The 23,159-nt window shown below is 72.5% G+C and carries 20 protein-coding genes and 1 pseudogene; 9 read left to right on the plus strand and 12 right to left on the minus strand.

Going from position 1 to position 23,159, the window contains the following annotated elements:
- Positions 1–132 precede the first annotated feature (132 nt).
- From ABD691_RS09970 to ABD691_RS09980, 3 genes are all read right to left on the minus strand, one after another.
- Complete coding sequence (locus ABD691_RS09970; protein ID WP_344679256.1) at positions 133–1,689, minus strand: acyl-CoA dehydrogenase family protein; 1,557 nt, start codon at positions 1,687–1,689, stop codon at positions 133–135.
- Positions 1,690–2,281: 592 nt separating this feature from the next.
- A complete protein-coding gene (ilvA, locus tag ABD691_RS09975) occupies positions 2,282–3,520 on the minus strand; it encodes a threonine ammonia-lyase IlvA (RefSeq protein ID WP_344679771.1) in 1,239 nt (412 codons plus the stop codon).
- Between the two features lie 71 nt (positions 3,521–3,591).
- Positions 3,592–4,131: a hypothetical protein gene (locus tag ABD691_RS09980; protein ID WP_344679257.1), complete on the minus strand. Its 540-nt coding sequence runs from the start codon at positions 4,129–4,131 to the stop codon at positions 3,592–3,594.
- A 385-nt stretch (positions 4,132–4,516) separates the two neighbouring features.
- Here ABD691_RS09980 and ABD691_RS09985 point away from each other — a divergent pair, with 385 nt between their 5' ends.
- Together ABD691_RS09985 and ABD691_RS09990 are read left to right on the plus strand one after the other, a co-directional pair.
- Positions 4,517–5,179, plus strand: a complete 663-nt coding sequence (locus ABD691_RS09985; protein ID WP_344679259.1) for a response regulator transcription factor — start codon at positions 4,517–4,519, stop codon at positions 5,177–5,179.
- A gap of 3 nt (positions 5,180–5,182) precedes the next feature.
- Complete coding sequence (locus tag ABD691_RS09990; RefSeq protein WP_344679261.1) at positions 5,183–6,562, plus strand: sensor histidine kinase; 1,380 nt, start codon at positions 5,183–5,185, stop codon at positions 6,560–6,562.
- Here ABD691_RS09990 and ABD691_RS09995 read toward each other — a convergent pair.
- Both ABD691_RS09995 and ABD691_RS10000 read right to left on the minus strand, forming a co-directional pair.
- Complete coding sequence (locus ABD691_RS09995) at positions 6,541–7,497, minus strand: TAXI family TRAP transporter solute-binding subunit (protein WP_344679263.1); 957 nt, start codon at positions 7,495–7,497, stop codon at positions 6,541–6,543. The two genes, ABD691_RS09990 and ABD691_RS09995, sit on opposite strands and share 22 nt — an antisense overlap.
- Positions 7,498–7,528: 31 nt before the next feature.
- Positions 7,529–8,878 carry a dicarboxylate/amino acid:cation symporter gene (locus tag ABD691_RS10000; protein WP_344679264.1) on the minus strand — a complete coding sequence of 450 codons (1,350 nt, stop codon included), beginning with the start codon at positions 8,876–8,878 and terminating at the stop codon, positions 7,529–7,531.
- Between the two features lie 262 nt (positions 8,879–9,140).
- On the opposite strand from ABD691_RS10000, the gene ABD691_RS10005 reads away from it, so the two are divergent.
- Complete coding sequence (locus tag ABD691_RS10005) at positions 9,141–10,550, plus strand: aspartate ammonia-lyase (protein ID WP_425565035.1); 1,410 nt, start codon at positions 9,141–9,143, stop codon at positions 10,548–10,550.
- A gap of 61 nt (positions 10,551–10,611) precedes the next feature.
- A complete protein-coding gene (locus ABD691_RS10010; protein ID WP_344679266.1) occupies positions 10,612–11,541 on the plus strand; it encodes an AEC family transporter in 930 nt (309 codons plus the stop codon).
- Between the two features lie 134 nt (positions 11,542–11,675).
- Here ABD691_RS10010 and ABD691_RS10015 read toward each other — a convergent pair whose 3' ends face one another.
- The 3 genes from ABD691_RS10015 to ABD691_RS10025 all read right to left on the minus strand — a co-directional run bounded on the left by ABD691_RS10015 (position 11,676) and on the right by ABD691_RS10025 (position 14,406).
- Complete coding sequence (locus ABD691_RS10015) at positions 11,676–12,518, minus strand: SAM-dependent methyltransferase (RefSeq protein WP_344679267.1); 843 nt, start codon at positions 12,516–12,518, stop codon at positions 11,676–11,678.
- 122 nt (positions 12,519–12,640) lie between these two features.
- A complete protein-coding gene (gene dgoD / locus ABD691_RS10020) occupies positions 12,641–13,789 on the minus strand; it encodes a galactonate dehydratase (protein WP_344679268.1) in 1,149 nt (382 codons plus the stop codon).
- Positions 13,786–14,406, minus strand: coding sequence for a 2-dehydro-3-deoxy-6-phosphogalactonate aldolase (locus ABD691_RS10025; protein ID WP_344679269.1), 621 nt, complete (start codon positions 14,404–14,406; stop codon positions 13,786–13,788). The genes dgoD and ABD691_RS10025 overlap by 4 nt, the downstream gene beginning before the upstream one ends.
- A 164-nt stretch (positions 14,407–14,570) precedes the next feature.
- Between ABD691_RS10025 and ABD691_RS10030 the strand changes: the two genes are divergently transcribed.
- A complete protein-coding gene (locus ABD691_RS10030) occupies positions 14,571–15,434 on the plus strand; it encodes a S1 family peptidase (protein WP_344679271.1) in 864 nt (287 codons plus the stop codon).
- Between the two features lie 38 nt (positions 15,435–15,472).
- Here the strand turns inward: ABD691_RS10030 and ABD691_RS10035 are convergent, their stop codons facing one another.
- A complete protein-coding gene (locus ABD691_RS10035) occupies positions 15,473–15,814 on the minus strand; it encodes an MmcQ/YjbR family DNA-binding protein (RefSeq protein ID WP_344679272.1) in 342 nt (113 codons plus the stop codon).
- On the opposite strand from ABD691_RS10035, the gene ABD691_RS10040 reads away from it, so the two are divergent.
- From ABD691_RS10040 to ABD691_RS10055, 4 genes are all read left to right on the plus strand, one after another.
- The gene (locus ABD691_RS10040) at positions 15,813–15,962 is read left to right on the plus strand and encodes a hypothetical protein (RefSeq protein WP_344679273.1); all 150 of its coding nucleotides are present in this window, start codon (positions 15,813–15,815) and stop codon (positions 15,960–15,962) included. The two genes, ABD691_RS10035 and ABD691_RS10040, sit on opposite strands and share 2 nt — an antisense overlap.
- 28 nt (positions 15,963–15,990) lie before the next feature.
- The gene (locus ABD691_RS10045) at positions 15,991–17,007 is read left to right on the plus strand and encodes a hypothetical protein (RefSeq protein WP_344679275.1); all 1,017 of its coding nucleotides are present in this window, start codon (positions 15,991–15,993) and stop codon (positions 17,005–17,007) included.
- A gap of 585 nt (positions 17,008–17,592) precedes the next feature.
- Positions 17,593–19,908 (plus strand): ATP-binding protein, encoded by a 2,316-nt coding sequence (locus ABD691_RS10050; protein WP_344679276.1) that lies wholly within the window; start codon positions 17,593–17,595, stop codon positions 19,906–19,908.
- Between the two features lie 101 nt (positions 19,909–20,009).
- Positions 20,010–21,173 carry a PucR-like N-terminal domain-containing protein gene (locus tag ABD691_RS10055; protein ID WP_344679278.1) on the plus strand — a complete coding sequence of 388 codons (1,164 nt, stop codon included), beginning with the start codon at positions 20,010–20,012 and terminating at the stop codon, positions 21,171–21,173.
- 155 nt (positions 21,174–21,328) lie between these two features.
- Here ABD691_RS10055 and ABD691_RS10060 read toward each other — a convergent pair whose 3' ends face one another.
- The 3 genes and pseudogenes from ABD691_RS10060 to ABD691_RS10070 form a co-directional block, all read right to left on the minus strand.
- On the minus strand, positions 21,329–22,156 hold the full coding sequence (locus ABD691_RS10060) for an ESX secretion-associated protein EspG (RefSeq protein ID WP_344679279.1): 828 nt from the start codon (positions 22,154–22,156) through the stop codon (positions 21,329–21,331).
- Positions 22,153–22,500 carry a hypothetical protein gene (locus ABD691_RS10065; RefSeq protein ID WP_425565053.1) on the minus strand — a complete coding sequence of 116 codons (348 nt, stop codon included), beginning with the start codon at positions 22,498–22,500 and terminating at the stop codon, positions 22,153–22,155. The genes ABD691_RS10060 and ABD691_RS10065 overlap by 4 nt, the downstream gene beginning before the upstream one ends.
- A gap of 88 nt (positions 22,501–22,588) precedes the next feature.
- Positions 22,589–23,159 (minus strand): annotated as a pseudogene (locus ABD691_RS10070) (WXG100 family type VII secretion target); the annotation flags it as partial.

The raw sequence follows: 23,159 nt of genomic DNA on the forward strand, positions 1-23,159 counted from the left end.
TCTCGGCCCTCGCCGCGTTCTCGGCCCTCGCCGCGTTCTCGGCCCTCGCCGCGTTCTCGGCCCTCGCCGCGTTCTCGGCCCTCGCCGCGTTCCCGGCCCTCGCCGCATTCCCAGCCCCGCCGCGTTTCCGGTTCAGCCCCGCAGCAGCAGCTGGTCCATCCCGTTCTGCTCCCCGAGCGTGCGCTGCTCGACGTCGCCGATCGACGCGCCGTACCCGGCGATGTGCTCGGCGAGGAAGTCCGAGGTCGGCAGGTCGACCGCGACGCCGGACCGGGCGTCGCGCAGCCGCTCCCGCAGCTGCCGCTCGCACCAGGCCGCGCTGTAGGCGCGCATCTGGCCGCCGTCGGCCGCCGCGGCGGTCACCGCGGCGAGGACGGTCCAGCACGCCATGTTCCCCACCGCGTTGGCCAGGACGTGCCGCTGCTGGTCGTTGGTGGTCGCCGTGGCGGTGGCGAGCTCGACGACCTCCGCGCCGAGTTCGCGCACGCCCGGTTCCGCGAGCTCGTCGAGCAGGGCGGTGAACTTCCCGGGCTTGTTCAGGATCGTCGTTCCCAGGTAGACGGTGACGGCCTCGGTCGAGCCCTCGAAGATGCGGAACAGCCGGTAGTCCCGGAAGAACTGGCCGACGACGTTGGTGTCGACGTAGCCGCGCGCGCCCATCAGCTGGACGCAGCTGTCCACCACCTGCCACATCAGCTCGCAGCCGAGGATCTTCGCGGTGAACAGGAGCTCGTCGGCCACGGCCCCGTCCTCGTCGAGCCCGGTCCCGATGTGCTGGACCAGGGTCTCGACGGCCTGCGTCGCGGCGGCCGAGTCGGCCAGGATCTGCTGGATGCGACCGTTCTCGGCCAGCAGGCCGGTGGCGACCTCGCGCCGCCGCGCGAAGCGGTGCGCGAGTTCGGTCGCGCGCATCATCGCGCCGAGCCCGCCCGCGGCGAGGGTGACCCGGCCGAGCATGAACGCGGCCTTCGCCGCGGCGAGCCCCTCGCCCTCCGCGCCGAGCAGGGAGTCGGCAGCCACGTGCAGGTCGTTGAAGGTGAGGCGGTTCTGCGGCACCGCCTTCAGCCCGAGGGTGAGGACCTCGGGGCCGCGGTCGAAGCCCGGAGTCGCGGTGTCGACCAGGAACCCGGTGATCCCGATCGGCTTGCCGCGCTCGTCGTGCAGGCGGGCGAAGACGTTGACGTACCCGGCGTCGGCGCCGAGGCTGATCCACTGCTTGTCGCCGTTGAGCACGTAGCTGCCGTCCGGCCGCTTGGCGGCGTGCGCGGTGATGGCGTTCACGTGCGATCCCATCCCGGGCTCGCTGATCGCGCTGGTGATCAGGCGCCGGCCCTGGGCCACCTCGGGCAGGACCTCCTTCTTGACGCGCTCGGGCGCGAAGTGGGTGACCGGTGGGGTGCCGAGGGTGTTGTGCACGCCCGCGAGCACCATCAGGTTGGCGTCGATCGCGCCGAGCTGGGTCACCACCCGGAGGGTCTCCCGGTGCGGGAGTTCCAGGCCCTGGTACTGCGCGGGGACCTGGAGGCCGAACAGCCCGGCCGCCGCGAAGTCCGATACCAGCGAGGGCGGCAGGGACCTGCGCTCGTCCATCCGCCGCGAGTCCAGCCGCTGCCCGGCGTAGCCGCGCAGGAACTCCAGGATTTCAGTCGCCACCGCGGTCTCCGACCTGCCCTCACCTGTGGACTCCATCCAATCCTCCTGTTCGGGGCCGCACTCGGCCGACGGTCTCGGTCATGGGGGTGACGGGGAATTCCGGCCGGTTCCGCGCAGGAAAATCAGGAACCGGGCGGTGTCCACTATGCGGAAGGACCACCGGACAATGCGTGCTGCCGAGTCGCCGGAGAAGTCGCCGTCGAGAACTCGCCGAACACCGTCGCTCTCGTGACTTCGCCCACCGAAGTCACGAGTAGACGGGAGGGCACCCGCACCGGACAAGGACTTTCCGCACAACCAGCCATAGCGGATGGCAAACTATCGTATCTCCTACTTTAGTGGTACCCCCCAAAAGGTGAGCAAAACTCGAGCTTGACGAGTTTCGACTACACACAGTAGACACTCATGGGTAGCGGATCTCACACAGAAGAATGGGGTTGACCCGGGCCATCGGGCGTGATCGGCAACCGCCGCGTGATCTTCGCGTGCTTGACATCCGCGCCCGGACCCGAGCGGAACCCCGGTTTCCGAATTCGTTTCAAAACACCGTCGCGCTCCTCTGTGAACAGGAAATCTCCACAGAGCTACATGTGAATTGCGCACAATCTCAGAACGTTTGAAAACGCTTCTAGACCAGGAAAGTGAACAGCGGGCTGTCCGGCGGAACCCGCTGGATGCGGTGCGGAACCTTTTCCATCCGGTGCAGCATCGGTTCGAGGTCCTCCGGCGCGCCGAGTTCGATGCCGACCAGCGCCGGTCCGGTCTCGCGGTTGTTGCGCTTGACGTACTCGAAAAGCGTGATGTCGTCGTCCGGGCCGAGCACGTCGTCGAGGAACCCGCGCAGCGCGCCCGGCTCCTGCGGGAACTCGACGAGGAAGTAGTGCTTGCGGCCCTCGAACACCAGCGCCCGCTCGACGATCTCGGCGTAGCGGCTGACGTCGTTGTTCCCGCCGGACAGGACGCAGACGACCGTCGATCCCGGCGCGAGACCGAGGTCGCGGTCGAGCGCGGCGGGAGCCAGCGCACCGGCCGGCTCGCTGATGATGCCGTCGGACTGGTAGAGGTCGAGCATCTCCACGCAGATCCGGCCTTCCGGCACCGCGACCATCCGCGGCGGGCGGGACGCGGTGATCGCGTAGGTGTGCGCGCCGACCGTGCGCACCGCGGCGCCGTCGACGAACGGGTCGATGTCGGTCATCGTCTCCGGCCGCCCCGACTCCAGCGCGAGCGCCATGCTGGCCGCGCCCTCGGGTTCGGCGCCGATGATCCGCACGTCCGGGTGGGTCTCGCTCAGCCACGCGATGGTGCCCGCGAGCAGGCCGCCGCCGCCGACCGGGACCACCACGGCGTCGGGGGCCCGGCCGAGCTGCTCGACCGCCTCCCGGATCACGGTGCCCTGACCGGCGATCGTGCGCGGGTCGTCGAACGCCGGGATCAGCGTCGCGCCGGAGGAGTGGGAGTACTCCAACGCCGCCGCCGCGGCGTCGTCGTAGGTCTCGCCCTCCACGATCATCCGCAGGTGCTCACCGCCGAGCGAACGGACCTTGTCGCGCTTCTGCCGCGGCGTCGTGCGAGGCAGGTACACCCGCGCCTGGACGCCCAGCGACGCGCACGCCAGCGCGACGCCCTGGCCGTGGTTGCCCGCGCTGGCGCAGACCACTCCGCGCTCGCGCTGCTCGGGCGAGAGCTGCGCGATGAGGTTGTAGGCCCCGCGCGCCTTGTACGACCGCACGGTGAGCTGGTCCTCGCGCTTGAGCCACACGTCCAGCCCGTACCGGTCGGAAAGCCGCGCGCTGCGGTGCAGCGGGCTCGGCCGGATGACACCGGCGAACCGACCGGCCGCGGCCACCACGTCCGCCGCGCTCACCACAACTGACCCGCTCACCGCTTCCTCCTGCTCCGCCGAGGTCCGAGACGCCGCGCGCCCGTCCGACGACCCTACGCCACGCGGGACAGCGCTCCGCCCCTGGCGGGCGCGCCCCGGCGGATCCGGCCCCACGGCTTGAAGACCGACAGCAGCACCGCCACCAGCAGGCAGGTCGACGACACGATCGGCGGCATGAACAGGTTGGGCAGCGGCACCAGCGCATCACCCGCGGCCAGTCGACGCCCGTAATCGGCAGCCGTGTCGACGCCCGGGCGCAACGCGAACGCGACCAGCACCATCAGGACGACGTTGAGCACCAGCTTCACCGCGACCCACCAGTACCGGACCAGGCCGTATTTGGTCCCGAGCCCCAGCACGACACCGCTGGCCAGGCACACCGCGCCGGTGATCAGCAGCGGCCAGACCGCGAACAGCCGCAGGGCCTGCCAGCCGATCGCGGCGGTGGCCGGATCACCGGTGAGCATCGCGGTGAACACCACCACCCCGAGCACCACGTCGATCCCGATCCACGCCCCGGCCGAGACGATGTGCGCCGCCAGGACCGCTTTCCTTGCCCGCGCGCTCAGCCTGCGGGTTCCCCTCTGCTGCATGGCGACCGCTCCCCTGCCCCGGTTCTCGTCGTGCCCGGTTCTCGTTGTGGATGTCCCACATCGTCGGGCCGGGGCGGGGTCGCGGTCGTCCGCTCGGGAGCTGACCTCCCGTACGCGATTCCGCGTACGGGAACTACCGGCCGGCGGGTAGCGGGCGCGCGCCAGGCGTCCAGCTCGCGTTCGGCCGAAGCGGAACTCGCTGAGCAGCGCCGGAAACCTAGCTCCGCCAGGCGGTCCTGGTACGGCGGGGTCACCTCTGCCCCAGCCGCGCGGATCGGTCGTCCGCGGCGGTCATCCGCGTGCCGCAGCCGGGTCACCAGCGCGGCGGGCGGGCACAAGCGCCGCTCAGCGCAACCACGCCACCGCTCGGGGCGATAATGGCCCGGTGCTCCTGCTCATCGTCGAGGACGACGACCACGTCGCGTCCGCGCTGACCTCGGTGCTCGGGCGGCACGGCTTCGACACCGTCCGCGCGCGCACCGGTGCGCAGGCGCTGGACGCGCTGGCGCGCGAACCCGATCTCGTGCTGCTCGATCTCGGGCTGCCCGACACCGACGGCTTCGACCTGTGCCGCCGGATGCGGCAGCGGTTCGACCGGCCGATCATGGTCGTCACCGCGCGCACCGACACCCGCGCCCGGATCCACGGCCTCAACCTCGGGGCCGACGACTACGTGGTCAAGCCCTACGACGTCGGCGAGCTCATCGCCCGCATCCACGCGGTCGCCCGCCGCAGCGCGCCGCGCGCCGAGACCGGGACGGGGACCAGGACGGCGGGCCCGATCCGGGTCGACGTCGACACCCGCGAGGTCACCGTGGACGGGCGGCCGGTGCAGCTGACGCGCAAGGAGTTCGACCTGCTGGCGCTGCTCGCGCGGCAGCCCGGCGTGGTGTTCAGCCGGGAGCAGATCCTCAGCGAGGTGTGGAGCACGCACTGGCAGGGCAGCCAGCGGACGCTGGAGGTGCACGTGGCGTCGCTGCGGACCAAGCTCGGCCTCGCCGACGCGGTGCAGACCGTGCGCGGGGTCGGCTACCGGCTGAGGCCCTGACCCGTGCGCGCCCGGATCACCGCGCTGCTGCTGGGTCTGGTGGTGTGCCTGCTGCTCGCGCTCAGCGTGCCGCTGGCGCTGTCGACGGCCGCCCGCGCGACCGAGGGCGTGCACGCCGACCGGCTCAACGACGCCGAGCGGTTCGCCGGTCTGGCCGAGCAGGCGATGACCGACGCGGACCTGCCCTGGCTCACCTCGGAACTCGCGCGCTACCACGAGGTGTACGGGATCACCGCGGTCGTGCTCGACCGCGACGGCGCGGTGCGGGCAGGCTCGCCGCGGCCCGATGCCGCGATCGCCGCGGACCCGTCGGTGCGCGCCGCGCTGGCCGGGCGGCGCAGCGAGCCGCCCAGGTGGGTGGCGCCCTGGGACGGCGGCCCGCTGGTCGCGGCGGTTCCGGTGCTGCGCGCCGGGGACGTCGTGGGGGCAGCGGTCACCGTCTCGCCCACGGCATCGCTGCGGCAGCAGGTGGCGCTGTGGTGGGCGCTGGTCGCCGGTGGTGCGCTCGTCGCGGTCGCGCTGTGCGCGCTGGTGACGTCCCGCCTGGCGCGCTGGGTGCTGCGCCCGGTGCACGACCTCGACACCGCCGCGCACGACATCGCGCAGGGCAGGTTCGACGCCCGCGTCACCGGTTCCGGCGGCCCGCCGGAGCTGCGCCGCCTCACCACGTCGTTCAACACCATGGCCGATGCGGTGCAGACGTCCTGGCAGCGCCAGCGGTCGTTCGTCTCGGACGCCTCGCACCAGCTGCGCAACCCGCTGAGCGCGCTGTTGCTGCGGCAGCAGGCACTGGGCGTGGACCTGCCGCCGGAGCTGCGCGAGGAGTGGTCGGCCGCGCAGGAGGAGGGCATGCGCCTGACCCGCATCCTCGACGAGCTGCTGGCGCTGGCCACCGCCGAGGAGTCGGTTCCGCCGCCGGTCGAGGTCGAGCTGGGCGAGCTGGTCGACGAGCGGCTGGCCGCGTGGCAGCCGGTCGCGGACGAGCGCGGCATCGAGCTCGTGCGCACCGGTGCCGAGGCGCGCGGCTTCGCCGATCCCACGGCGCTCGGCAGCGCGCTGGACGCGGTCCTGGACAACGCGATCAAGTTCGGCCCGGACGGCTCGCGGGTCACCGCGCACGTCGAGGCGACCGGAACCGACGTCGTGATCAGTGTCCTGGACGAGGGGCCGGGACTCGCCGACGACGAGCTGTCCCGGCTCGGCAACCGGTTCTGGCGCAGCCCCCGGCACCAGAACGTCGAGGGCTCCGGTCTCGGCGTGAGCATCGCGAAGGCGCTGCTGGCGTCCTTCGGCGGGCGCCTGGAAGCGCGCAACCGCGAACGCGGGCTGGCGGTGTCGGTGCACGTGCCCGTGGCACCGGATCAGCGCTTGACCTCGCGGTAGTAGCGCAATGCGCCCTCGTGCAGCGGCACCGGGCTGGTGGCGATGGCGGCGCGCAGGTCCAGCTGGGCGGCGGTCGGGACCGCGCGCTCCAGCCGCTGCCGGTGGTCGAAGACCAGCCGCAGGACGGCGTGGACCAGCTCGGGATCGGTGGCGGCGCTGGTCACCAGCAGGTCGGGCACGGCGATGGTGTCGACCAGGGTCGGGTTGCCGTAGGCGCCGCGCGGGATGCTCGCGGCCCGGTAGTACGGGCCGTAGCGCACCCGCATCGGCCCGAGCAGGTCGCCGAGCGGGAGCAGGCGCAGCGGTCGCCGGCCTGCGAGCTGCACGATGCTGTCGGTGGGCAGACCGCCCTGCCAGAACAGGGCGTCCAGCCCGCCCTGGTCCAGGGCCGTGAGGCCGTCGCTGAAATCGAGCCGCTCTTCGGCGACCCGCCCCCGGAGCCCGCTGACTTCCAGCACCCGCCCGGCGACCAGCGCGGTCCCGGAACCCGGCGGGCCCACCGAAACCCTCCGCCCGGACAGGTCCGGCACCCGCCGCGCCGGTGACTCGTCCGGTACGACCAGGTGGACGTAGTCGTCGAACAGCCGCCCCACCGCCTGCGGCGGCTGGCGCAGCGCGAACGGCGGCACTCCCTGCTGGGCCGCAGCGGCGGCGTCGAGCGGGGCGAGGCCGAAGGTGCCGGGAACCCCGGCCGCGCGGCTCAGGTTGTCGACGGCGCCGCTGGTGGTCGCCGTCGACACGCGTGCTTCGGGCAGCCCGTCGGAGAGCACGCCCGCCAGCTCGCGCCCGTAGGAGAAGAAGAACCCGGCGGTCTCACCGGTGGCCACCACGACGTCGGCTCCCGGAGCGGGCCCGGAACCGTCCAGCACCGAGCAGCCTGCTGTCGCCGCCACGAGCGACAGCAGGCCGCGCCTGGTCAGCGTGCCCGGTTCCACGGGGTCATCATGCGCGCCCCGGGGTGATCGGTCACCTGGCAGGTTCCGGTTCGGGCTCGGTCTCCTCGCCGGAACCGGTCCTGGCGGGCTCGGCGTCCGTGGCCGGGACGGCCTCGGCTTCCTTGGCCGAGCCGGTCTTGTCGAGCACGGCGGCGGCCAGCGAGTTGCCGAAGACGTTGACCGCGGTGCGGGCCATGTCGGCGAGGAAGTCCACGCCCATCAGCAGCGCGATCCCCTCGACCGGCAGCCCGAGGCTCTTGCCCGCGGCCATCAGCACCACGATCGACGCCGAGGCGACGCCCGCCATGCCCTTCGACAGCACGACCAGCACCAGCACCATGGTCAGCAGCGTGCCGACGCCGAGGTCCATGCCGTAGGCGTTGGCGAGGAAGACCAGCGCGACGGCCTGGTACAGCGTCGAACCGTCGGTGTTGAACGAGTACCCGAGCGGGACGACGAACGACGAGGTGCTGCGGCGGATCCCGTGCTCCTCCAGCTTGCGCAGCAGCGGGGCGAGCACGGCCTCCGAGGAGCGGGTGACGAACGCGATCCCGGCCAGGCCGCCGACCGCGCGCAGCAGCGGGACGTACCTGACCCGGAACAGCGCGGCGACGATCGGGAAGACCACCACCAGGATGATCGCGAGCCCGAGGTAGACGACCCCGAGGAAGCCCAGCAGGCCCTGGATCCCGGCCAGCCCGTAGTGCGCGACGTCGTAGGCCAGGAAGCCGAGGATTCCCAGCGGTGCCAACCGGATCACGAACCCGACGACCTTGAACATGACCTCGCTGACGGTGTCGAGCACCGACCGCACCGGGGCCGCCTTCGCCCCCACCGCGGCCAGCCCGACGCCGAAGAACACCGCGAACACCAGCACGGCGAGCAGGTTGCCCTCGGCGAACGCCTTGAACACGTTGTCCGGCACGGCGTGCAGCAGCAGCTGCGCGAAGTCGACCTCGGCGGGCTTGCCCTCGCCGGGCAGCGCGCCGACGTCGCCGCCTGCCACCGCCATGCCGGTGCCGATGTCGAAGAACTTCGCCAGGCCGACCGCGACGAGCAGGATCAGCGTCGTGATGACCTCGAAGTACAGGACGGTCCGCCAGGCCAGCCGTCCGAGGTTCTTCACCGACTCCATCTGCGTGATGCCCAGCACGATGAGCGGGAACACCAGCGGCAGCACGATCATCTCGACCAGCCGGATGAACACGTCGCCGAGGATCTTCATGTGCTCACCGGCGTCGGGGACGAAGTACCCGATCGCACCGCCGACGACCATGGCCAGCAGGGCCTGCACGCCCATCGGCAACCGCCACCACCGGCGTCGCCTGCCGCCGGTCCGCTCGTCCGCCCGCTGCGGGGCCGTCTCGCTCGTCGTGCTCACAGCACCTCCTCCGGATTGCGTTGGGGCGAGACCGTAGGCGCCGGTTGTGCCGCCGGTCACCGGAGTTGAGCAAGAGTTGAGCTTTCCGCGCGGTTGGGCAAGATTTGAGGTTCGCGTCCGAACCCGTTCACCAGCAGGCAAAACGCGCTCACCGGGCGGGCCAGGGCCGGTCACGCCGCGTTGACCGGCCACGGCGGCGGGTGCAGCATCCCGGCGTACCCCGCACCAGAGGTCCACTATGGACGGCCAAGTTGGAGGCGTCGTGACATCGCGCACCGAGCATGACCTCATCGGCGACCGGGAGGTCCCCGCCGACGCGTACTACGGCGTGCACACCGCGCGGGCGGTGGAGAACTTCCGCATCAGCGGCACCCCGATCTCGGCCTACCCCGGCCTGATCAACGCGCTCGCCTCGGTCAAGGAGGCCGCCGCCCGCGCGAACCGGGACCTCGGGCTGCTCGACCCGAGCCGGGCCGACGCCATCGCCACCGCGTGCGCCGAGATCCGCACCGGCGCCCTGCACGAGCAGTTCGTGGTCGACGTGATCCAGGGCGGCGCGGGCACCTCGACCAACATGAACGCCAACGAGGTCATCGCCAACCGGGCGCTGGAACTGCTTGGCCACCCGCGCGGCGACTACGAGCACCTGCACCCGCTGGAGCACGTCAACCTCGGGCAGAGCACCAACGACGTCTACCCGACCGCGATCAAGCTCGCGCTGGTGGCGGGACTGCGGGAGCTGCGCGCGGCCATGGGCGGGCTCGCCGAGGCGTTCCACGCCAAGTACGTGGAGTTCGCCGACGTGCTCAAGATGGGCCGCACCCAGCTGCAGGACGCGGTCCCGATGACCCTGGGCCAGGAGTTCAAGACCTACGCCGTCATGCTGGAGGAGGACCGCCAGCGCCTCGGCGAGGCCACCGACCTGCTGCTGGAGATCAACCTCGGCGGCACCGCGATCGGCACCGGCATCAACACCCACCCCGAGTACGCCGCCCGCGCGTGCGCGCACCTGGCCCGGATCAGCGGGGTTCCGGTGCGCACCGCGGAGAACCTGGTCGAGGCGACCCAGGACGCGGGTGCCCTGGTGCAGCTGTCCGGGGTGCTCAAGCGGGTCGCGGTCAAGCTGTCGAAGACCTGCAACGACCTGCGCCTGACCTCCTCCGGGCCGCGGGCGGGCCTCAACGAGATCAACCTGCCCGCCGTGCAGGCCGGGTCGAGCATCATGCCGGGCAAGGTCAACCCGGTCATCCCGGAGGTCGTCAACCAGGTCGCCTTCGAGGTGATCGGCAACGACGTCACCGTGACCCTCGCCGCCGAGGCCGGTCAGCTCCAGCTCAACGCGTTCGAGCCGATCATCGTCCACAGTGTCCTGAAGTCCCTGACCCACCTGACCGCCGCCTGCGGCACGCTGAGCACCCGCTGCGTTTCCGGGATCACGGCCAACCGGGCCCACCTCGACGAGACCGTGCGCGGTTCCATCGGACTGGTCACCGCGCTGAGCCCCTACATCGGCTACGCCAACGCCACCGAGATCGCCCAGCGGGCGCTCACCACCGACCGCACGATCACCGACCTCGTCCTCGACACCGGCCTGCTCTCGCCGGAGCAGCTCGACACCCTGCTCAGTCCCGAGCAGCTGACCCGGCCCCGCCCGCTCGGCGACACCGCGTAGCCGACCCGGCCTTCGGTGCGTCCCGCGTCACAGCATTACGGTGTAGCCACGTGACAGCGTTATGAACGGCGTGCTCGAAGGCTTCCTCGTCATCAGCGTGGTCGTCGCGGTCGGTTACGCCGCGGGGCGGGCCGGGGTGCTCGGCCCCTCCGCGACGCAGGTGCTCTCCCGCGCGGCCTTCTTCATCGCCACTCCGGCCCTGCTGTTCGTCACGCTGCTGCGCGCCGACATCGGTGCCGTGATCTCCAGCCAGCTGGTGGTGACGGCGGTGACCAGTTCGCTGGCGTGCCTGCTCTACGTCCCGGCCGGGCTGCTGCGGCGCAGACCCGCAGCCGAGACCGGGGTGGGCGCGATGGCCAGCGGGTACGTCAACGCGGGCAACCTGGGCATCCCGATCGCCACCTACGCCCTCGGCGACGCCAGCAAGATCGCGCCGGTGCTGCTGTTCCAGCTGGCGGTGCTCACGCCGCTGTTCACCACCCTGTTCGACCTGCTGTCCGAGCGCGCACGCGGTTCCCGGCCCTCGGTGCTGCGGGCGGTGTCGGCACCGCTGCGGAACCCGATCGCGCTGGCCACCGCCGCGGGGCTGATCTGCTCGGCGACCGGGGTGGCCCCGCCGGAGGCGTTCCTCGCCCCGATCGAACTGCTCGCCGATCTGGCGGTGCCCGCGATGCTGCTGGCCTTCGGCATCTCGCTGCACGGCGCGCCGCGCCCCGGGCGCTCGGACGCGGGCGTCCCGGCGCTCACGGCGATCGTGCTGATCAAGAACTTCGCGCAGCCGCTGCTCGGCCTGCTGATCGGTGTCCTGCTCCAGCTGCGGGGCGAAGCGCTGCTGGCCGTCGTGGTCTGCGCGGCGCTGCCCACCGCGCAGAACGTGTTCGGGTACGCGGTCCGCTTCCAGCAGGGGACGACGCTGGCGCGGGAGGCCGTGCTGACGACCACGCTGGTCAGCATGCCGGTGATGTTCGGGATCGTGGCTCTGCTGGGGTGAACCGGCGGATTGGTCCAACGCCGACCTCTCGGGTGTCGGTGCCGACGACCAGCACCTGCTTCACCCCCGGCCTGCACGGGTGACCACCCACAGCACCGCCGGACGGCGGCGCCACAGTGGACACCACGTCGCAGTCAGACCTTCCTGGCGACGAAGGCGTGCACCGGAACCGCGTCGGTGGCAGGCAGGTCCCGCGCCTCCGGTCGCCAGCGGTGCACCTGGACGACTCCGGGGTCCAGCACGTCCAAGCCCTCGCTGAACCGCGCGACCTCGGCCCGCGTGCGGGGAAGGACGTCCTCGGTCATGTCCTGGCTCATGGAGCGGCACGCGTCGACCATCTCCGGCAGCACGTCCGACGCGAGGTGCGCGACGACGAGGTAGCTGCCCTCGGGCAGCACCCGCACCAGCCGCTCGACGCGGTCGTGCGCGACGCCGTCCTCGACGAAGTGCAGGACCCCGAGCATGGTGACCGCGATCGGCTTGGTGAAGTCCAGCAGCTCCTCCGCGCCGCGCAGGACGCGGTCGATGTCGCGGAGGTCGGCTTCGAGGTAGCTGGTCCGGCCCTCGGGCGCACTGGTCAGCAGCGCGCGGGCGTGTGCGAGCACGATCGGATCGTTGTCGACGTAGACGACCCGCGACTCCGGCGCGACCTGCTGGGCGACCTCGTGGGTGTTGTTCTCGGTCGGAAGCCCGGTCCCGATGTCGAGGAACTGGCGCACGCCCGCGTGCTCGGCGAGGTACCGCACGGACCGGTCGAGGAAGTACCGCTGGGCGATCGCGTGCTTGCGCACGCCCGCGACACCGCCGTCCGGGTAGTTCTCGTACGCCCGGTGGGCGGCGAGCCGGTCGGCCTTGTAGTTGTTCTTGCCACCGACCAGGTAGTCGTACAGCCGCCCGCCGTGCGCGCGCGAGGTGTCGATCGTCTCCGGTACCCGGTCCGGGCCCGCGGCGTCCGACGTCAGCGGAAGGGGTTCCACACGTTCCTCCTGTCCAGGCGGCTTTCCGGCGAGGAGCATAAGTCATGTTGATCTAGGACCGGACAGGCCGCAAGGCACGTCACCCCACCCGCGAACGGCGTCATCTCGGGGCCGCGCCGCGTTCACCACTCGGCAACGGAGCCGTCGGCGTGCCGCCAGACCGGGTTGCGCCAGCGGTGCCCCTCGGCGGCCCGCTCCCGGACGTAGTCCTCGTCGATCCCGATCCCCAGCCCCGGTCCGGCCGGGATCGCGACCTGCCCGGCGTCGTAGCTGAACACGGCCGGGTCCGCGAGGTAGTCGAGCAGGTCGTTGGAGGTGTTGTAGTGGATTCCCAGGCTCTGCTCCTGGATCGTCGCGTTGTGGCAGCCCGCGTCGATCTGGAGGCACGCGGCCAGCGCGATCGGCCCGAGCGGGCAGTGCAGCGCAAGCGCCACGTCGTGCGCCTCGGCCATGTGGGCGATCTTGCGCGCCTCGGTGATCCCGCCGCAGTGCGAAGGGTCGGGCTGGACGATGTCGACCGCGCCGGATGCCAGCACCGGCTTGAAGTCCCACCGCGAGTACAGCCGCTCCCCCAGCGCGATCGGGATCGGCGAGTGCCGCAGGACCTCGGCGAACCCGTCGAGGTGCTCGGAGAGCACCGGTTCCTCGACGAACATCAGCCGGTAGGGCTCCAGTTCCCGGAGCAGGACCTTGGCCATCGGCCGGTGCACGCGGCCGTGGAAGTCGACGCCGATCCCGACGTCCGGGCCGACCGCCTCCCGGACGACGGCGACGTTGGCAACGCACCGGTCGACCTTGTCCCAGGAGTCGAGGTACTGGAGTTCCTCGGTGCCGTTCATCTTCACCGCCGTGAACCCGCGGTCGACGGCCTGCCGGGCGGCCCGCGCGGTCTCGGCCGGGCGGTCGCCGCCGATCCACGAGTAGACCCGGATGCGGTCGCGCACCCGCCCGCCGAGCAGTTCGTGCACGGGCACCCCGAGCGCCTTGCCCTTGATGTCCCACAGCGCCTGGTCGATCCCGGCCAGCGCGCTCATGTGGAGGCCGCCGCCGCGGTAGAAACCCCCGCGGTACAGCACGGTCCACAGGTCCTCGATCCGCGCCGGGTCCTGGCCGACGAGGTAGTCCGACAGCTCGCCGACCACGGCGGCCACCGACGCGGCCCGGCCCTCCAGGACCGGTTCTCCCCAGCCGGTGACGCCCTCGTCGGTCTCGATCTTCAGGAACAGCCACCTCGGCGGGACCTGGTACGTCGTCAGCGACGTGATCTTCACGGCGCGTTCCTCCCCTCCGCCCACGCGCCGCGCAGCACGCGGGCCCGCTCCCCGACCTGTTCGGCCGCGTCGCCCGGCCGGTAGAGCGCGGTCCCGAGCCCGGCGCCGCCCGCACCTGCCGCCGCCCACGCGGCCAGGTTCGTCCCGTCGACACCGCCGACGGGCAGCAGCTCCACGTCCGGCGGCAGGACCGCCCGCCACGCCTTCATCCCGCCGATCCCCACGGCGTCGGCCGGGAAGAGCTTGAGGTGCCGGGCTCCCGCAGCGACGGCGGCGAACGCCTCGGTCGGCGTGGCCACCCCGGGATAGGGGCGCATGCCCGCGTCCAGCGCGGCGGCGATGACCGCCTGGTCGGTGTTGGGAGCGACCACGATCCGAGCGCCGGCGTCCGCCGCGCGGGCCACGTCCGCGACGTCGACGACCGTTCCCGCTCCGACCAGGCACTCGTCGCCCAGCGAGGTCGCCAGCCGCTCGACCGAGGTGAACGGGTCCGGCGAGTTCAGCGGCACCTCGACGGCGTCGACGCCCGCCGCGACCAGCGCCGCGCCGATGCCGGCGACCTCGTCCGGTGTGACGCCGCGCAGGATCGCGACCAGTCCGGTGCCGTTCCGCGCCATCCCCGCTCCTCGGTTCGTGCCCGCGTGCCGGGCACAAGTTCAGCAGCGCGGGCCGCCGGGTGTCCAACTCCGGCCAACTGCTCCCCGCCCGTCGGTGGCCTCGCCTAGCTTGATCAACGATGCGCGTGAGCGCACGCGCAGAAGAACAACGGAGGACACCACAGATGACCAAGAACCTGCGGGTGCGGAGGCCGCTGACGCGCGCCGCGGCGCTGGCCGCGATCGGCGCGCTGACCGGGCTGGGGACGGCGCACGCCGACGTGACGCCCTCGATCATCGGCGGCACGCCCGCGGACCAGACCTACTCGTTCATGGCGTCGTTGCAGTACGAGCGCGACGGCAACCCGGACTCGCACCGCTGCGGCGGCGGCCTGATCAGTCCGGAGTGGATCGTGACGGCCGCGCACTGCGTCACGCAGGCGGGCACCAACGGCGAGCCGTACGTCGTCATGGACCCGGCGCTGTTCCACGTGCGGGTCGGCACCACGGACCGGACCACCGGTGGCAGCGTGGCCAAGCTCCGCGAGATCGTGGTGCACCCCGGCTACCGGGAGCTCGCGGACCGCTCGGAGGGCAACGACATCGCGCTGCTGCGCCTTGACGCGCCGATCGACCAGGCGCCCGCCAAGATGGTCGACGACCGCACTGAGCCTGGCACCGCGGTCCGCGAGATCGGCTGGGGCTACACCTCCAACGCCGACGCGGGCGACCCGTCCAAGCTGCCGACGCAGCTCCAGCAGCTCGACACCTCGATCATCCCGCCGGACACGCCGAAGTGCCTGGCCGACGCCGAGGGCGACGACTCGTGGGGTCTGCGCAACGAAGGCGACGTCTGCGCGGACAACCCCGAGGGCGTCCGCGGCCCCTGCGGCGGCGACTCCGGTTCCCCGCTGCTGGTGCGCGACGGCGACCGCTGGCGGATCGCCGGGGTGGACAGCCGGGGCGTCGGCTCCGAATGCGGCGCGTCGCCCGACATCTACACCAGCGTCGGGCACTTCCGCGGCTGGATCGACGACGCGATCTCCTGATCGCGGCCCGGGACTCCGGCCTCGGCGGGATCCCGGGATCACGGCCCCGGGTGCTGCTCGACGAGCGCTTCCGGGGCCGACAGCCGCCACGCCTCGTAGACCAGCTCGGCCAGCTCGTCGGCGTCGATCTTCGGCAGGTGCACGACGACCCAGCCGAACCCGCCCGCGGTGAACTGCACCTCGAACACGTCCGGCCGCTCGGAGACCAGGGCGATCTGCTCGGACAGCGTCTGCTTCAGGCCGACCGTGCTGGTCCGCGGCCAGTGGTAGCCGAACCGCTTGCCGCACACGCTGAACGACGTGTAGTCCCGCCCCGGCGCGGACTCGACCTCGGCGAGCCGGTCCACCATCCGCAGGAACCGGCCACTCTGCACACCCATGCCGGTCATCCTGCCCCACGGCACCGACATCGCCGCAGGGCACAGGGTCATCGAAAACGGCTCGTCGCAAGAGGACGAGATCTGGGAAATTTCCCGTTCGGCGCAACGCGGCGAACCTCGCGGGCTTCCCGTGCGCCCTACGTGGTGAATGGCCCAACCACGGAAGGAATCGCTTCGTGACGCCGAAGAAGACGTTGCTCGCGGCCGGAGCGCTGGCCGGTGCGCTGGCGGGTGGTATCGCACTCACCGGGTTGCCGACCGCGTCGGCCGAGCCGCCGTCGTCCTGCCTGATCCAGCGACTGCCCGTGCCCGAAGGTTCCAGCGGCAGCACCGTCACGGGGTCCGGCCCCGCCGGTGCACCGCTGCTCGGGCACGTCGTCGCCGAGGTGTCGCCGCTGACCAGGCACCTGGCGCTGTGGCGCGACGGCCGGGTGAGCACCGCCGAGATCCCGGGCGGTTTCACCGAGGCCGCCGACGTCAACTCCGCGGGCCTGGTGGTCGGCAACCGCACGAACGCCCAGAACCAGCCGGAGTCCTGGACCTACGACGAGAAGGGCGGCTTCCGGGTCGTCGGCGGCGGATCGGCCCGTGCGGTCGACGGCGTGGGCCGGCTCGCGGGCGACCGGCAGGCGCCGACCGGGAACGGACCGCCGGTGCCGGTGCCGGTGGTGTGGCCCGCGGGCGCGGACGCGCCGGTCGACCTCCCGATGCCGGGCAAGCAGACCGGCACGGCGACCGACATCGGCGCGGACGGCACCATCGTCGGCACGGTCGGCACCGACGCCTACGTGTGGCGCCCCGACGGCACGCACGGGCCGCTGCCGCGCCCGGAGGGCGTGCCGCCCGAGCAGGCGCTCTCGGCGATCCGGATCAGCGGCCCGTGGGTGGTCGGCGGGGACTACGCGCCGGTGCGCTGGAACCTGGAAACCGGCGCGGCGGAACGGGTTCCGGGCATCGAGACGCCGTACGGGATCAACGAGCGGGGCTGGGTCGTGGGCGAGACGCCGGAGATGGGCGGTGCCCTGGTCGCCGACGGGGAGGTGCTTCCGCTGCCGACCGTCGACGGCGGCGACGGGTACACCCACCGGCCGGCGGCGCTCAGCCCGGACGGCCGGACGATCGGCGGGATGGCGCAGGTCCGCGGCAACCCGAGCCCGGTCACCGAGGAAGCCGTCGTCTGGAACTGCTCCTGACCGGCGCTTCTGAGCCGCGGTCGCTCATCCGCGGCTGCTGACCAGGACCGGTGGCCGGGCCCGGCGGCCCGGCCACCGGCAGGTTCCCCCACAGCGGACGGTCGGAGCATCGAGAGCGGGCGGGCGGAGCACCGCCCCCGCGGCGGATCCTCCGGCGCGGCCACGCCCGCCACACCCACCGGCGCGCCACGCCCGCCAACCCGCCACACCCACCGGCGCGCTACGCCCGCCAACCCGCCGCGTCCGCCAGGCCGCCACGCCCATCAGCGCGCCACGCCCGCCAACCCGACCAGACTCCGGCCGGCCACCCCACCACCCACGACCACCGCGCGACCGGCGCTCCACACCCCCGAAGCCCCCATACACCAGCCGGAATCCACTGTGGATGCCGGGGCCGTCCTGCCTGCGGGACCGCCCACCGACCGCATCCGGACAACACCTGCCCAATCGCCCGCACTTCGCGTACCCCGGCGTCGTTAGGATTCTTGAGAGTTCTTTCAGGACGAGCTGAGCGCGGGCGATCCCCAGCGATCTCGTTGACGGAACTGCTCCCAGAGGACCTGAAACGATGTGAGGGTGTCCGTAGTGGCCGTGGAGCGTGTGCCGGAGGAGTCGCTTCCTGCCGAGCTGACCAGCTACGTCGGCCGCCGCACCGAGCTGGCCGAGGTGCGCAAGCTGCTGGGCACCTCCTCGCTGGTCACCCTGATCGGCCCGGGTGGCGTGGGCAAGACCAGGCTCGCCGCGCGGGCCGCGGCGACCGCGCGGGCGGCCTTCGGCGGCGACGTGGTGTTCGTCGGCCTGGCCGACCTGCGGGAGCCCGAACTGCTGGTCAACACCGTCGCGGAGCGGCTCGGGCTGGGCGACCGCTCGTCCCGGCGGCCGATCGAGCTGCTGGTGGACCAGTTGCGGGGACGCCGCCTGCTGCTGGTGCTGGACAACTGCGAGCACCTGGTCGAGGCGTGCGCGTGGCTGGTGGACACGCTGCTGGGCTCGTGCCCCGAGCTGGTCGTGCTGGCCACCAGCCGCCAGTCGCTGGGCGTCACCGCCGAACGGGTGCTCCCGGTGCTGCCGCTGGAGGTACCCGAGCCCGGCACCGCACCGGCCGAGCTGGAGCGCTACGACGCGGTGCGGGTGTTCGCCGACCGGGCGACCGCGGTGGTCCCCTCGTTCGCGATCGACGAAAGCAACGCCGACGACGTGATCCGGCTCTGCCGGGTGCTGGACGGCCTGCCGCTGGCGATCGAGCTCGCCGCGGTGCGCCTGCGCTCGCTGTCGGTGCGCCAGCTCGCCGACCGGCTGGACAAGCGGTTCACGCTGCTGTCGGCGGGCCGCAGGCGGATCCCGACCAGGCACGCGACGTTCCAGGCGCTGATCGACTGGAGCTACGAGCTGTGCACCGAGCAGGAGCGGCTGCTGTGGGCGCGGGCGTCGGTGTTCTCCGGCAGCTTCGACCTCGACGCCGCCGAGCAGGTCTGCGCGGGCGACGGCCTGGACCGCGAGGCGGTGCTGGACGTGCTCGACGGGCTGATCGACAAGTCCATCCTGCTGCGCGAGGAGGACCGCGGGGTCGCCCGGTACCGCCTGCTGGAGATGATGCGCCAGTACGGCGAGGACCGGTTGCTCGCCGCGGGCGACCAGACCCGGCGCAACCGCTTCCACCGCGACTGGTACCTGGAGCTGACCTCCCGGTTCGAGACCGAGTGGTTCGGGAGCGACCAGACCGCGTGGATCAACCGGCTCAGCCGCGAGCACGCCAACCTGCGCCGGGCGCTGGACTTCTGCGCGAGCAACCCGGACGAGTCGGTCGTCGGGCTGCGGATGCTGCGCACCTTCAAGGAGTACTGGCTGGTGCGCGGCCTCAACACCGAAGGCCGGGTCTGGCTCGACCGGCTGCTGTCGGCCGCGCCCGACGACGCGCCCGAGCGGGCGACCGGGCTGTGGATCTACGCGTTCCTCGCCATCGTGCAGAGCGACGTGGACGCGCACGAGACCGCGCTGGCCGAGGCCGAGGAGCTGATCGCCGAGACCGGCGACACGCGGGCCCAGGCCTACGTGCACCACGTGCGCGGCTACGCCGCCCTGATCGGCAACGAGGGCGAGCGGTCGGCCGCGCTGTTCCGCCGGGCCGCCGAGGCGCTGCGGGCCGAACAGGACCAGGCAGGCGAGCTGTGGGCGACCTACAACTACGGGCTCGCACTGAGCCTGGCAGGCGATCTGGAGCGCAGCCGCGAGGTGCTCGACGAGTGCGTGCGGACCTGCGTCGAGCGCGGCGAGGTGTTCTGGCGGTGCTGGGCGCTGTGGTCGCGCAGCGCGGCCGAGTACCTGTTCGGCGACCACGAGCAGGCGGTGCGGGCCGGCATGGAGCTCCTGCGGTTGCAGGACCAGGTCGGCGACCGCGTGATCATCGCCTTCGCCCTGACCGTCATGGCGGGCTGCGCCGCGCACGGCGACCAGCCGCGCCGGGCCGCGCGGTTGTTCGGCGCGGCGACCACGGTCTGGCAGTGGATCGGCGCCTCCCCGACCAACTACGCCGCCTTCGTCGAGCCGACCATGCGCGACATCACCATGGTGACCGGCGCGCTGGGCGCCGAGACCGCGCTCGCCGAGTTCAGCGCCGGAAGCGCGCTGTCCGCCGACGAGGCGGTGCGCTACGCGCTCGGGGAGCCGGAGCCGCCTGCCGCCGCGGACCGGCCCGCGGCGGTTCCGCTGAGCAGGCGGGAGAACGAGGTCGCGGAGCTGGTCGCCAAGGGCATGACCAACCGCGAGATCGCGCAGCACCTGGTCATCGCGCGCCGCACCGCCGAGACCCACATCGACCACATCCTGACCAAGCTGGGCTTCACCAGCCGGGCGCAGATCGCCGCGTGGGTGGCCGAGAACCGTAACCGGACGAATACGTAGCGCAGTACGTAGTCGCCACGATGGGGCCGCGCCCGCCGCCGGGCAGAGTGCTGGTTCCGCCCGGTTCGCCTCCGGGCGGAACCTCCCGGCGAAAGGCGACCATGACACTCACCGACGAGCGCCCCAGGGCTCCGCTCCCGCAGGAACTGGCCGAACGGTTCCGCCCGCGGGCCGACTTCGCGATCCGGGCGATCGCGCACGAGATCGAGCAGGACGGTCCCCGGCTGGACGGCCCGCTTCGCGAGCTGGTCCAGCGCGGTGTCGAGGTGGTGGTCCGGCACGCCGTCGACGTCGCGCGCGGCGGCAACGGCTGGCCGGACCGCTGCGCGCGGGTCTTCCGGCGATTAGGCGAGGTCGCGTTCGACGAGGGCCGCGAGCTGACCTCGCTGCACGCCGCCTACAGCGTGGGCGGCCGGGTCGCGTGGCGGCACATCGCCGAGTTCGGCCAGGCGCACGGCATGCCCGCCGATCTGCTGTGCAACTGCGCCGAGACCGTCTTCCGGTACGTCGACGAGCTCGCCCGGCTCTCCGGGGAGGGCTATACCGCCGCGCAAGCCAGGAAGGCCGGGCGGATCGCCCTGCGCAGGCGGCGGCTGCTGGAAAGCCTGCTCTCCTCGCCACCGCCCGCTCCGCGCACGCTCACCGGTCTCGCCTCCGAAGCCGGGTGGAAGCTGCCGGAGCGGATCACCGCGATCGCGATCGAGCCCGGAGCCGACCTGACCGTTCCCGACGACGTGCTCGCTTCCCTCGACGGACCGGAACCCTGCCTGCTCGCCGCCGGATCGGCGGACTCGCTCGGCTGGCTCAGCGGCAGCCGGGCCGCTGTCGGCCCGACCGTGCGGCTGCGCGAGGCCGCGTCGTCGCTGCGCTGGGCGCGCAAGACGCTGGCGCTGGTGCGAAGCGGCGCCATTCCGGAGTCTCCGGTCGTGCGCAGCACCGACCACCTCGGCACGCTGTGCCTGCTCGGCGACGGGTTCGGGCTGGCGGCGCTGCGCGACCGCAGCCTCGCGCCGCTGGAGGAGCTGACCGCCAAGCAGCGCGCCCGGCTGAGCGAAACCCTGCTCGTCTGGCTCCAGTCCGGCGGCAGCGCGCCCGAGCTCGCCGGGAAGCTCGACATCCACCCGCAGACCGCCAGGTACCGGATGCGCAGGCTCACCGAGCTGTTCGGCGCACGGCTCGACGACCCGGACGAACGGCTCAACCTCAAGATCACGCTGCGCGCCGAGCAGTTGCGCGGCGGCACCGGTGGAACTGTCCTCGCATAGCCGGACCACGCAGCACCACTGCTGCGGTTACCACAGCGGTGGTGAAAAACCGCCACAGCCCGCCGAAGCTGCGCCGGAGCGCGACTTCGGCGGGCTGCCACGGCCGCCTGGACGCCTCCCCCTCTACCTCTTAAGGCATCCCGGCGAGCACCGGACTACCGGTGGGCCCGGGCCATGGTGGCCAGTTCCTCCAGCGACGACCGCAGGTCGTTCTGCCGCAACGGGTTCACGCTCATCCAGTGCTCCGAGGCGAAGCTGACCCGGACCCGCCCGCGCGGACCGTCCAACCAGGACAGTTCAGCGCCCTCGCGGAGGTCGCCGGCGCGGGCTCGCCGGGTCACGCCGAGCTGACCGCGTCCGCGCACTTCCGGGAGCAGACCGGCCAGCTGGTCGAGCATGCCGGGATCTCCCCCGCACTCGCGGACGAGTTCGCGCAGCCGCCGCTCCTTCTCGCGGTCGGCGCTGACGCCGTCGAGCACGTCCCTCGCACCGTTCACGGCACGCGCGGGCAGCGTGATCGGCATCGACCGCGCCGGAGCGACGTCGGGCACGAACGCCAGCAGCTCTCGGGTCAGCTCGTTGTCCGGAACCCGCCGCACCGCAACGGTGTTCGCCGGATCGCCGGTCAGCGGCTGGTGGCAGATCATCGCCGTCGAGCGGTAGACCACCGCGACGACGGCGATCGTGCCCTCGGGCCCGGTCAGCACGAGATCGACGGTGCTCCGGTGCTGGTGCAGCGCCGCCACCAGCTCGGCGGCGGGACCGAGCGGTCCGGAGTCGTCGGCCAGACCGCGGGCGCGCAGGGTCTGCCCGGCCGTGCCGAGCAGGACCTCGCGCTCGCCGGGAATCCGGCCGAACGACGGCACGCGCAGCGGGAACGGCATCGCCACCCCGGCGTGGGTGGCGAGCAGGTCCAGCTCCACGAGTCCGAAGTGGACGGTTCCGTCGCCGGTCGTCCTGGGGGCGCGGGTGGCGGCGGTCATTCCCGGGCACCGCCGATACCGTCCTGAACTCGCATACCGCCCTGAACGCCCATGCCGTCCTGAGCGCCGATGCCGTGAGCGCCGCCGATGCCGCGCAGCGTCGACGCGGTGTTGGAGTCGCGCTCCAGGTACCCGGTCACGGTTTCCCGCAGCGCGGAGTGGAAACCGTTGATCCCGGTGTCGGCCGTGGTCACCTCACCGGCGAGACCGGTCTGGCCCGCCGCCTCGCGCAGCCGCATGGCCAGGTGCAGCGCGGGCGGTGCGGTGCCGAGCATCGGCAGGCGCTCGGCCAGCCTGCCCGCGGAGGTGACCAGGCCGCTGGTGCGATCGTTGATCGCGGTCAGCGCCGCGACCTGGGCGGTGAGCTCCTGGGGCTCGACCTGGTACCCGTTCCGGGACTGTCCTTCGGAGGTCAAGGTTGGCTCCCGTCTCTCACTGCCCGATGACCGGGGGCATGACCGGTTCTTCGACGTCGAACAGCCGCTGGTCGACCAGCGGCATCCGGTTGCGGTGCACGGTGTCCTCGTCCTCCCGGGACCGGGCCCCGGAACCAGGACCACCGGCCATCATGCCGCCGCGAGCGGCCGCGGCCGCCGCAGCGGCACCTGCCAGCGCGCCCATCCGGCTCACCGCACCGGCTCCCGAGCGCGGACCGGCCGGCAGGCTCGGGTCCAGCGGACCGGAACCGGTCAGCTTTCCCCAGGAGCCGCCGGGCGAACCGACGCCCGATCCGCCACCGGCGAACCCCGCAGCGCTCGTCGCGGCCGGGCCCGCCTGCGCGGGGTTCCCGGCGGCACCGGCCGACGCCGGGGCGATCGAACGGCTGCTGTTGAGCAGGCTCTGCTCGTAGGTCTGCATCACGTGCACCGCCTGCGCCTTCTGCTCGGCGGCGGCGACGCTGGCCAGGAACATGCTCCCGCCGCCCGCGGCGACCGCACCGACGGCGGCCCCCATCAGCGCGCCCGGTCCGGCGCCGACCCCACCGGCACCGGCACCGACCACG

The sequence above is a fragment of the Saccharopolyspora taberi genome, assembly GCF_039534165.1.
GTDB lineage: Bacteria > Actinomycetota > Actinomycetes > Mycobacteriales > Pseudonocardiaceae > Saccharopolyspora_D > Saccharopolyspora_D taberi.